General features: G+C 37.3%; 7 protein-coding genes and 1 pseudogene. 7 read left to right on the top strand and 1 reads right to left on the bottom strand.

Going from position 1 to position 11,534, the window contains the following annotated elements; translation table 11 throughout:
• Positions 1-17: 17 nt before the first annotated feature.
• Positions 18-3,194 (top strand): annotated as a pseudogene (locus tag LEPBI_RS16510) (efflux RND transporter permease subunit); the annotation flags it as partial.
• Between the two features lie 236 nt (positions 3,195-3,430).
• Here LEPBI_RS16510 and LEPBI_RS16505 read toward each other — a convergent pair.
• The gene (locus tag LEPBI_RS16505) at positions 3,431-3,790 is read right to left on the bottom strand and encodes a Spx/MgsR family RNA polymerase-binding regulatory protein (RefSeq protein WP_012390288.1); all 360 of its coding nucleotides are present in this window, start codon (positions 3,788-3,790) and stop codon (positions 3,431-3,433) included.
• 50 nt (positions 3,791-3,840) lie between these two features.
• On the opposite strand from LEPBI_RS16505, the gene LEPBI_RS16500 reads away from it, so the two are divergent.
• The 6 genes from LEPBI_RS16500 to LEPBI_RS16475 all read left to right on the top strand — a co-directional run bounded on the left by LEPBI_RS16500 (position 3,841) and on the right by LEPBI_RS16475 (position 11,471).
• Complete coding sequence (locus LEPBI_RS16500; RefSeq protein WP_012390287.1) at positions 3,841-4,923, top strand: UDP-N-acetylmuramate dehydrogenase; 1,083 nt, start codon at positions 3,841-3,843, stop codon at positions 4,921-4,923.
• 45 nt (positions 4,924-4,968) lie between these two features.
• The gene (gene mltG / locus LEPBI_RS16495) at positions 4,969-5,991 is read left to right on the top strand and encodes an endolytic transglycosylase MltG (RefSeq protein WP_012390286.1); all 1,023 of its coding nucleotides are present in this window, start codon (positions 4,969-4,971) and stop codon (positions 5,989-5,991) included.
• Between the two features lie 48 nt (positions 5,992-6,039).
• Positions 6,040-6,297, top strand: a complete 258-nt coding sequence (locus LEPBI_RS16490) for a hypothetical protein (RefSeq protein WP_012390285.1) — start codon at positions 6,040-6,042, stop codon at positions 6,295-6,297.
• Positions 6,298-6,458: 161 nt separating this feature from the next.
• On the top strand, positions 6,459-7,739 hold the full coding sequence (locus LEPBI_RS16485; RefSeq protein WP_012390284.1) for a hypothetical protein: 1,281 nt from the start codon (positions 6,459-6,461) through the stop codon (positions 7,737-7,739).
• 63 nt (positions 7,740-7,802) lie between these two features.
• Entirely contained in the window at positions 7,803-8,384 is a 582-nt protein-coding gene (locus tag LEPBI_RS16480) for a hypothetical protein (RefSeq protein ID WP_012390283.1), read from the top strand.
• Between the two features lie 108 nt (positions 8,385-8,492).
• On the top strand, positions 8,493-11,471 hold the full coding sequence (locus LEPBI_RS16475) for a TonB-dependent receptor (RefSeq protein WP_012390282.1): 2,979 nt from the start codon (positions 8,493-8,495) through the stop codon (positions 11,469-11,471).
• Positions 11,472-11,534 lie beyond the last annotated feature (63 nt).

Here is an 11,534-nt window from a genome sequence, read left to right as displayed (position 1 = left end):
AAAAGATAGTAATTATGATAATTGAAGTAATTGTTCGTTTTTCAATAAAACATAAAATCGCCGTTTTAGTTTCATCTTTCATTATTTGTCTGATTGGATTCGTTAATGCTGTAAAATTGCCAATTGATGCAGTTCCTGACGTTACCAATGTTCAGGTAACGGCCGTTACTTCCTCTCCTGCTTTAACTCCTTTTGAAGTTGAGCAATTTATCACTTATCCGATCGAACTAGAGTTAAATGGAATTCCGGGCGCAACTGAAATTAGGTCAATTTCTCGTGCCGGAGTGAGTTCGGTTTCTGTCATATTTGAAGATGGTGTTGATATCTGGTTTGCAAGACAGCTCGTCAATGAACGTTTAAAAATAGTTGATACAAAAATTCCTCCTGAATATGGACGTCCCGAATTAGCTCCCGTTGCTACAGCATTAGGTGATATATATGAATTTGTTTTATTATCTAATAAGCATGATGAAACAGAATTAAGAAGTTATGTTGATTGGGAATTATCGAAAAAAATCAAAAGTGTTCCCGGAGTTATTGAAGTTAATACGTTAGGTGGCTCTTTAAAGCAATATCATATTCTAATCGATCCAAGAAGGTTACAAGTTCATAAACTCACCATTTCGGAAATTATAGAAAATTTAAAGTCTGCAAACTTTAATACAGGTGGCGGATACGTTCAGAAAGACTATGAACAGCTGGTGATCCGGGGTGAGGGTCAATTTGAAGGTATTGAAGAGATCAAAAGAGTCGCTGTTAGAACGTCGAAAGATGGTATTCCACTTTTATTGGGTCAAATAGCAGATGTTAAAGAAGGGTCCGCATTACGATTTGGAATTGCTACTAAAGATAGTAAGGAAGTTGTGGCTGCTACGGTTATTATGCTCCTTGGTCAAAACTCCCGAGATGTCGTAGTAGACGTTAAAAATAAAATTGAAGATATTAGCAAAACTTTGCCAGAGGGAATGAAGATTGAATCATTTTATGATAGATCTGAATTTATCAACCGAGCTCTCAAAACGGTATTCATAAACCTTTCAGAAGGAGCAATATTGGTATTCCTTGCTTTGATATTTACGCTCGGAACTGCAAAAGGTGGTGCACTAGTCGCATTAGCAATCCCTGTTTCGATGTTAGTTGCTGTTATCTTTATGAGGTATTTTGGTGTAGTAGGGAATTTAATGTCTTTAGGAGCATTGGATTTCGGATTGCTAGTCGATGGTTCAATTGTAATGTTAGAATCGGTGTTAGCTGGATTTTATATTGGACGGAAAAATTTCAATCGCCCAATGAGTTTAGAAGAAATCCAAGAAAAAACGGAAGAGATTATTTTAAGTAGATGTCAGAAAGTTGCAAAGGCGGCTGTTTTTTCTGTCGCCATCATTATGTTAGTGTATCTTCCATTAATGGTTCTAGAAGGAGTTGAGGGCAGAATGTTCCGACCCATGGCTATTACAGTAGCATTAGCTTTGGCTAGTGCACTGATATTTTCAATAACAGTTTTTCCAGCAAGTTTAGCTTTATTTTATAAAAAGCCATTTATTCATAAAGCACATGCTTGGGATAAAATAGAAGAGTATTATACTAAACTATTAAATTGGGGTTGGACTCGAAAAAAAAATATTCTAATCTTTTCTCTAAGTTTAGTTATTCTATCCTTCTTTCTCGGTTCATATCTTGGATCTGAATTTTTGCCTAGAATTGATGAAGGTGAGATTGAAATTGATGCTAAAAGATTACCTTCAACTGCAATTGATTATTCAAAAAATCTAAATCGAGAAATTGAAAGAGTACTCAAGCCATATCCTGAAATAGCAAGCGTTGTATCCAGAGTTGGTCGAGGCGAATCAGCCGCAGAGCCACTTGGAACTGAAGAAACTTCAGTAATGGTAAAACTGACGAATAAATCCAATTGGAAAAATGCATCCAATCGAGAAGAATTGATGGATGTCCTTAAAAAAAAGTTAACAGAATCGATACCATCAACATATTTCAGCATGTCGCAACCAATTGAAAATCGTGTTAATGCATTATTAACAGGTTCAAAAGCTGATGTTGTTCTGAAAATTTATGGAGATGATTTAAAACTTTTGAAACTGCAAGCTGATCAATTGGCAAATATCCTTAGTAAAATCCAAGGGACTGGTGACCTTCGCGTTCAAAGAGTATTAGGTCTACCGATGCTTCAGGTGAATACAAATTATGATAAAATGGCACGTTACGGAGTTTCAGCCTCTGAAATACTCCGGACTGTTGAGATGATGCGAATTGGTACTACTGCTGGAAAAATATTTGAAGGAGCTAGACGTTATGATCTTGTATTGCGCCTCGATTTAGAAGCTAGAGATATTGAATCTGTAAAAAATATTCCAATTATGTCTTCGTCAGGAGTAACAATTCCATTAGCTCAGGTAGCAGATATAGAAGTATTAGATTCTGCATCGGCAATCTATAGAGAAGGATTGAAACGTAGAATATTTGTTGAAGTGAATATTCGAGGAAGAGATTTGGTTGGATTTATTAATGAGGCCAAAGAAAAGACTAAATCAATTACAGACTCCCTACCAAATGGTTACGAAATGGAATGGGGAGGTCAGTTTGATAATTTCGTCCGTGCACGAGATCGACTTGTATTAGTTGTTCCTGTAGCACTTGCTATAATATTTATCATGCTCGTAATTGCATTTAGTAGCAGTTATTATGCACTGGGCGTATTCTCAGTCGTTCCTTTAGCAACTGCAGGTGGTATTTTAGGTTTATTACTTCGTGGATTACCGTTTAGCATTCCTGCTGCCGTAGGATTCATCGCTGTCAGTGGAATTGCAGTTTTGAATGGAGTTGTTTATGCTTCTACACTGAAGGATGAAATTAACGAAGGTGTTCCATTGAATAAAGCTGTAATTTCTGCAGGAATCCTTTCCTTAAGACCAGTATTAACAACTGAGTTTATCGCTGCCATCGGATTTTTGCCAATGGCATTGTCAAACATGGCTGGAGCGGAAGTACAAAGACCACTCGCCACAGTAGTAATTGCAGGTGTACTAGTAGCAACCGCATTATCGAGGTTAGTTTTACCAATGGTTATGGAATTCTTATTGAATCTCGATAATAAAAGTAAAATTAAGAAAGAGATAAAAAAACAATATAAGAATTCTGAAATGGTTCAAGTATACTTCGAAGATGGGCAAGAAATTGATTCTGAAATGACGGTAAGAAGAAAAAAAGGAAAAAAATCAAAATAGTAAGCAGTCAATACAGGATATGATGTAATTCGAGAGCAAATATGAACTTTTGTGAAGAATAAATTTTTCTTTTAGGTATAGATTTGTTTTTGGAATGGGGATGTGATAGAGAGGACGTATTGGGTGGCGGGTCTAGTTCCCCACCCTAATCAGGGCGGGGATACCAATTTCCGCAACTCACCCCACCCCTAAAACCTTTCCCCCCATTCCTCTTCCTTAAATCCAACCAAATACCAACCATCACCTACGACAAATGGTCGCTTGACCAAGTTTCCATTCTCCGACAAGGATTTATAAATTTGGTCTTCACTGAGTTTGGCCAATTTTTCCTTCCAATTTCCTTCCCTATAATCCTTTCCCGAAGTATTCAAAAGTTTTTTGATATCACCTAAGTATTGTTTTGCTTTCTTAAGTTCGGATACAGATGGGGGTGTTTCCCGAATAGGTATTTGTTCAAATTGAATTTTTTTTGAATTTAAGTATTTGAGCGCATTTCTGCATGTGCTACAGCCGGAATATTCGTAAACTTTCAGTTTGGATCGACTCATAAGACAGATTTTCTTACTTACTATTTTTGCGGAAACTTTTTATTGGAACTATGTTGGTCCAAAAGAATATCCCATTGGCTCCGTTGACTACATTTCGATTAGGTGGCCAAGCTAAGTATTTTATATCGATCAAAACAACAGAAGATCTAAAAGATGCACTTACCTTCTGCCAAAAGAATCAACTTCCTTATGTCATTTTAGGTGGTGGTTCAAATACTATTTTTCGAGATCATGGATTTTATGGTGCCATTTTTTTAATCCAAATTCCCGGGATCAGATGTTTGGATGCAAACGAATCAGAAGTTCTGTATGAAGTAGGTGCAGGTGTTGTTTGGGATCAATTTGTAGAATATGTCGTTAAACAAGGATTAAGTGGTGTTGAGTGTCTGTCAGGTATTCCAGGATCTGTAGGCGCCTCACCAATCCAAAACATTGGTGCCTATGGCCAAGAAGTTAAAGATTCAATTATAAGTGTTCAATGTATCGATGAAAATGGAAATCCGAAGACTATTTCTAATGAAGAATCTAAGTTTACTTACCGAAATAGTGAATTCAAATCTGGAAAGTTTCGAAATTACATCATTACATCGGTCAGATTTAAACTATCGAAAGAATTGGAGCCTTGTGTAATTTACCCGGAAGTCAAAAAACAATGGGAATTATTCCTTTCAGAGAGTAAAGAAAATCAATATGAGGCCGAAGATCGATTTTTAAAACTCGAATCCCTGCGAAACTTGATAATCAATTTACGAAAGAAAAAATCAATGGTTGTCGATGAATCTGATCCTAATACCCGATCGGCGGGATCTTTTTTTACAAACCCTATTATTTCAATATCTGATGCGGAAAAATTTTTAATCCAGGCAAAAAAATTAGGGCATTCGGATCCACCGATGTTCGATGACCATACTGGTGCGAAAAAACTTTCGGCAGCTTGGCTCATAGAACACTCCGGTATCAAAAAAGGGGACGTGTTTCCGGGTGGAGTCGGTATCTCGACCAACCACTGTTTGGGTCTAATCAATATAAATGGGACAACTTCTGCATTATTGGAAATGGCAGAATCGATCCAAAATCGAGTCTTTGATACTTTTTCAATCCGTTTGGAGATGGAACCAGTACTCAGACCCTAAAAAAGATTTGGTAATTGTCGATAGTTGCAGAAGGATGGGGAAGGAATGAACTCAAAAGTTAAAAAATACCTAGTACTTTCAGGATTAGGTGCCGCATTACTCTTCGTATTGGCGCTCATCAGTTTTTTTGTCGTAGATGAAATCAAAGGTGGTGCCGTCGGCGATGGTCAAAATAAATACGAACTCATCATTGATTCAGGTGAACCATCATCGAGTGTGGTACGTGAGTTAGCTGCTTCTGGTATGATCAAATCAAGCGTTTATTTTAATTATCTCATCAAATTCACTCGAGCAGGAAATAAAATCAAACAAGGAGTTTATGACATCAATGATGGAATGAGCTCACGAAAAATCCTTGATGTCATCATCTCAGGAAAAGTAAAACTCGTAACGTTTACAATTCCCGAAGGTTATAACAATCGCCAAATCGGCGATCTTTTGGTCACAAAAAAACTTTCTCCATCCAGAGAGGAATTTCTAAAAGTGACACAAAGCCCAGCATTACTCACAAAATACAACATCCCTGCAAAAACGTTAGAGGGATATTTGTTCCCTGAAACATATTCAGTTCCATTGAACTACCCACTCGAACGCATTACAGAAATGATGATCAAACGGTTTTATAAAAAACTAGAAACCATTCCAGAAGCAAAAGGAATCAAACCAGCCGATCTACATTTTCGTGTTGTGCTTGCCTCCATTGTCGAAAGAGAAGCAGTTCGCAAAGAAGAACGACCCATGATGGCCGGAGTATTCCTCACAAGAATCGAAAAGAATATCAATTTAGAATCTTGTGCAACGATCCAATATCTATTTGATAAACCTAAAAAAAGACTCTTCGAATCAGATTTAAAAATCGTATCTCCATACAATACCTATATTAATGGCGGTTGGCCACCAGGTCCCATTTCTAATCCCGGATTACCAGCGTTAGAGGCATCATTCAAGCCAATGAAATCTGATAAATTGTTTTTCCTTTTGAAACCAGATGGCTCTCATTATTTTTCATCTACTTTCAAAGAACATTTAGATGCTAAGAAAAAATTCATCGATGTCTTGTATCAATAATTTGAGTTAAAAGTAGTTTATTTCATTTAATAAAAGGGTATTGTTGGAATGGATGAAAACATTGTTGAACTCAACATAACAATTGGTGGGATTTCCAAAGAACTTTTGGATGTTCAAAAGGCTTTGGATGCCTACCGGGATAAACAAGCTCGCAAAGAAACCGTCGATGAAGAAGCAATCACATTTGTCACCAAAGCGGAACGTGTCATAGAAAAAGCGGAGGCAGGCGAACTACAACTCACCACCGACCAAGTCCGACGGATCAAAAGTAACCTGATTAAAATTCTAAACCGACTCAATCCATAATCCTCCATTCACGAAACCTTTACCAAACCTTCACCAGCTTGTCATCCCCTTGTAACAAATAAAGAACATAGTTTCCATAGCTAGAGGGAGAATTTTAACGAATCCCTTTCGGGAAGACCCGCTAGCGAAACAAATTCGAATCATTTCGAAAGAGGATTAAAATGAAAAATTCATTCAAAAAAAGCCTGGTGCTCTTTTCCATCGCATTGATGGGATTCACTGCGGTGAATTGTACAGAAAGTAAAAAAGATGATAGTCTTTTACTTGCAGCATTGTTGTTTTCAAACCAAGGTGTTGCAGGATCTGACTTATGTGATGGTGTTGGTGTACCAACTCCTACTCAAATTCTAGAGGGAACTATCTCCTCTGCAGTGACTGTAAGCGGTTCTGCACTGCTTAGAGGAACTGTAAACGTTACAAATGGTGGTTCTATCACTGTGCTACCAAAATCTGTCATTTACGGAGAAAGAGGATCTTCACTTTTCGTCTATGAAGGCGGAACCCTTTCTGCAATTGGTACAGCAGCTCAACCAATTTGTTTTACTTCGGCGGCAACTGTTGGAACAAGAGCGCCTGGTGATTGGGGTGGAATCGTAATCGTTGGAAACAGCGCGATTAAAGCAAATACGGCACCAAATGATACGGAAGGAACATCTCCCAGATCATACCCAGGAACGTTAAATGGAATTGCAAATTTAAAGTATGTTGTCATTGAATTCGTTGGAAACGAGGTGGCACCTGGAAACGAATTGAATGGTCTTTCTAGTTATACAGTGACGCAAGATAGTAACTACGATTATGTGCAAATTCACAGACCATTGGATGATGGATTTGAATGGTGGGGCGGAAATGTAAATGGTTCACACCTTTTAGTATCTGGTGGTATGGATGATGACTTTGATGTGGATGAAGGATTTACAGGAACACTCAATCACATTATCAGTGTAAAATATCCAGAGTCTTGTGGAGGAACAAAATCGTCTGACCCACATGGTTTTGAAATGGATGGAACAGAAGGTGGTGCTGTAATTGCAGGACCTTCAAACCCTACTGTGACAAACTTCACGACAATTGGTCAATCCTACACTGGTGGCGTTGGTATGCGAATCAGAGAAAGACACACAGGAAATTTTTCAAAGGGTTTGGTTTATGGATACGTAACAAACAACTTTCAATGTGATGCAAACACAAATCCTACATCTTGGACAAACGTAAAAGGTCAAAGTGGAAAAGGTGCAACAATTGATGGTGCTTGTACCAATATGGTAAACAACACTGAAATCACTGCACTTCCAATTACAACATTAGGAAACATTGAAACTTGCGGAACTGGAGCAACTAAGCCAGATTTCACAACTACATTTGGTGATGGTTCTCTTGGTGGCGGATCAGTCGCTGAAGGTAAGTGGTGGGATGGCTGGGCTGTCTTTAGAAGCAAATAAACAAATTTTAAAAAATTATAAAAAAGGCTTCGGAATTTCCGGAGCCTTTTTTATTTTAAAACAATGAAACAGAAAACATTCATAATTATTATCATCGTTGGTTTATTGTTCAACTGTAAGAAGGAAAATCCTGAAATAAATACTTCTAATGAAATACAAAATTTAAAATTAGAAGAGTCAAAAAAAATCTTAAAGGAAAGAAGCTCGGCAAATTTACCGCTAGAAGGTTATTCTTCTGTGGAGGAAGCAGTGAAACAATTTCTTGTAGAGGTTCGAAAAACTAATCAAAGCGAATCTACTGAACTAAAATCCTTAGTGAACCAAAAGGAAAAAGATTATATTCTGTATCCCAATATTCTAGGTTATGGAACCTCTTTAGATGTCACACCAATTGAAGATTACAATAAAATGATCAGTTCATTTGAAGTTTTGGCACTGGGTAAGTTGAAAGAAAAACCATATCAGGTCACGGATTTGAAAACCATCAAGGTTTTAGTTAAGTCTGTACAAGATTATGGGAAAACAAAATTCCATAAAATTGGATTGGTAATCGTGACTACACCGAAAGGAAAGGTAGAGATTACTGAGATAAAGAGTGTCATGCAATTAGGGAACCGTTACAAAGTTGCAATTTTATCTCCCTGAATTATTACAATTTTGTAACACAAAATTAAACTCACTGTAACGGTAGTAAATCACTAATCGTTTACCTCGAGGGTGGATTCAAAAATCTACCCATAGAGATCTAAACGTATGAAAAATCTAAAAATCCTCTTGTTGGTTGCCATTTTAACTCCATTCTCGCTTTTTGCACAGGCAAATGGGTCAATCAGCGGTGTTATCATCGATTCTGAAAATGGAGAAGCTGTCTTTGGAGCAACCATCGTTGTTCGCTCGGAAAAGAAGTTTGCTAAAACTGATTTTGATGGGAAATATTCCTTATCTCTTCCTCCTGGTTCTTATGACGTCGAATTCCAAATGTATGGATACGGACCCCAAAAACGTTCTGTTGTCATTACACCTGGAAAAAATCAATCTATCAATGTAACATTTGGAGCCCAAACATTAGAAACTGTCGAAGTCAAGGACAGAGCATCCAATAACACCGAATCTGCACTATTAGCACTCCAACGTAAATCGGCTGCAGTTTCCGATGGTATTTCTCAAGAAGCCATTAAAAAAAGTCCAGATTCGAATGCAGGTGATGTGGTTCGTCGTGTGACAGGGATCACACTCATTGGTGGAAAATATGTTTTCGTTCGTGGTTTAGGCGAACGTTACTCCAATACTGTTTTAAACGAAGTATTGATTCCAACAACGGAACCGGACAAACGAGTTGTCCCACTAGATATTTTTCCCGCATCTATTTTAAAAAATATTCGAGTCATCAAAACATTTGTTCCTGAAGATCCAGCAGAGTTCTCGGGTGGGTTGGTCAAAGTAGAAACGCAAGAGTATCCTGACAAATTTCTATTGAATGTCGGTTTGGGTATTGGAAGAAACATGAATTCTACCGGATATGAATTCAAAACCTTTGATGCTGTTGATTTTTTAGGAAGGCCAAATTCTGCTTACCAGCTCCCTGGTATTGTTAACTCACTCCCTGGCTTTTTACCACTTGAGCCTGGTAATAGATTCGGAGGACTCCCACCAAATTTTGTTAACTTAAGTTCATTAACGTTCAACCAACAATGGACACCCGATTCAGGAAAAGGTGGTTATGATAAAAATATCAATTTCACTGTTGGAAATACATTCAAACTGACTGAGTCTGGACAACGTTTGGGTGTTTTACTTGGTGTTGTTAGAAGTGAGGAATATAGAATACGAGACGAAAAGTCGGCAAGATACATTCCAAATTATGCAGGTGGTATCATTGCTCCAGAAACTACGTATTTAATTCCAATCCAAAAACAGGATACGAAAGTATATAACAAGGACACAAACTTTGCTGCTAACTTAAACTTGTCTTATGAAATGACAAAAGGTCAGCAAATCTATTTGAAAAATCTATATACCGTTGCATCGGATACGACTGTTCGTGACGCATTCGGTCAAAATTTTATCGATAACTTTGATTTTCTATCGCAAACAGGAATCGTTACTTCAAGAGGATTACTCAATACCGTCCTCGGTGGAGATCATGCGTTACAATTTGGAAGTATGAACCGTCCTCATAAATTAGAATGGAATCTAGCTTATTCATTAGCAAATCGCGAGGAACCGAATTTAATCCAACAAGTTTGGAGGAGATCAAATCCTGCGAACTTATCTGATGGATATTTCCGATTGGGAAATAACCCAGATGGAACTCGATTTTTTTCATCAACCGCCGACACGGTTAGACAAGCTAACTTGAAATATTCGATTCCTTTTGAACAGTGGAATGGATTAAAATCAGAATTGAAAATCGGTGGAATGGCTCTTGATCGATTCAAGAGTTTTACATTTCGCGAATTTGGAAACAAGTCAAATGTTGGAACTCAGTTTCCAGTCGATTATTACCCTGTTCCAGGAGAGGTCGTATATAACCCAACAGAATACGTTCAACGATCGACTGGAGTAGCGAACAAAACGTTTTCAGAACGCCAAATCGAACCTAACGCCTACGATGCTCAACAGAAATTGCATGCGCAATTTGCACAAGTGGATATGCCATTAATTCCAAAATTAAGATTTATTGGTGGCGTTCGATTTGAAGATTCCTTCCAAAAAGTGAAAACTTTTAGGACTAGAGATACAAGTTCATTGAGAAACGTTGATTATGGATGTACCGTAAATAACGAAGACATAAGAGTCGCTTTAGTCAGATCAAATATTTGCGATGTTGATAATAATGGTATAGGAACATTACGAAACCAAGATAAATTGCCTTCTGCAAATATGGTTTGGGAAATGAATAAAGACATGAATCTAAGATTTGGTCTTACCCAATCGATAACTCGTCCTGATTTAAGAGAATTATCACCATTCGGATTCACTCCTTATTTTGGAGCGGATAGGATTTTCGGTAACCCAAACTTAAAAAGAACTTATATCCATAACTATGATGTAAGATATGAATACTATATCACAAATTCAGACTTTTTTGGAATTGGTGCTTTTTATAAAAATTTATCGAACCCAATTGAGATGGTTGGTTTACCTCAGTCAGGTGGAATTTCATTCAATTTCTCTTATACAAATGCAAAAGAAGCGACTATCAAAGGAGTTGAATTAGATTATCGAAAAGAATTCTTTGATCGATTCCGAGTGGAAACCAACTTATTCTTCATTAAATCGCAAGTACAAGTTCTTTCTTGGTTAGATAGTGCGTTTATTAAATCTGGAGCAATTGATAAATTAAATACTGCCGCATCATTTGACCCAACAAATCTTTCAAGACCTCTCCAAGGCCAATCTGAATACGTCTACAATCTAAAGTTTGATTATTTCATTACTCCAAAGAAAAACCAAACAATAGGTGTGTATTATAATTTCTTTGGTGATAGAATCTATGCCGTTGGTGCCAACGGAACTCCTGATGCTATCGAACGCGGTGTAGGAATCACGGATGTTGTTTATACTTATAAACATGATGATCGCTTAGATTTTAAAGCTGCTGCGAAAAACATTATGGACACTCGTTTTAAAGTGTATCAAAAAAGTGAAGTGACTGGTGAAGATTTACTATTCTATTCTTACCGAATGGGTGTAACCTTTACGGTTGCGGCAACGTATAAGTTTTTCTAACAAATCCAATTTCTTTCAAACGTGAAAAATGGCTCTCTTATATGAGGGCCTTTTTTTTACCTT

Origin of the sequence: Leptospira biflexa serovar Patoc strain 'Patoc 1 (Paris)' (assembly GCF_000017685.1) — a bacterium.
Taxonomy (GTDB): Bacteria; Spirochaetota; Leptospiria; order Leptospirales; family Leptospiraceae; genus Leptospira_A; species Leptospira_A biflexa.
The sequence above is the reverse complement of the archived record's forward strand: the minus strand, read 5'-3'. Positions and strand labels throughout refer to the sequence as shown.

Bases quoted from the DNA above. Each gene is read 5' to 3' on its own strand.
- LEPBI_RS16485 (WP_012390284.1), top strand. From the start codon at position 6,459: ATGAAAAATTCATTCAAAAAAAGCCTGGTGCTCTTTTCCATCGCATTG.
- LEPBI_RS16500 (WP_012390287.1), top strand. From the start codon at position 3,841: ATGTTGGTCCAAAAGAATATCCCATTGGCTCCGTTGACTACATTTCGA.
- LEPBI_RS16505 (WP_012390288.1), bottom strand. From the start codon at position 3,790: ATGAGTCGATCCAAACTGAAAGTTTACGAATATTCCGGCTGTAGCACA.
- LEPBI_RS16475 (WP_012390282.1), top strand. From the start codon at position 8,493: ATGAAAAATCTAAAAATCCTCTTGTTGGTTGCCATTTTAACTCCATTC.
- mltG (WP_012390286.1), top strand. From the start codon at position 4,969: ATGAACTCAAAAGTTAAAAAATACCTAGTACTTTCAGGATTAGGTGCC.
- LEPBI_RS16490 (WP_012390285.1), top strand. From the start codon at position 6,040: ATGGATGAAAACATTGTTGAACTCAACATAACAATTGGTGGGATTTCC.
- LEPBI_RS16480 (WP_012390283.1), top strand. From the start codon at position 7,803: ATGAAACAGAAAACATTCATAATTATTATCATCGTTGGTTTATTGTTC.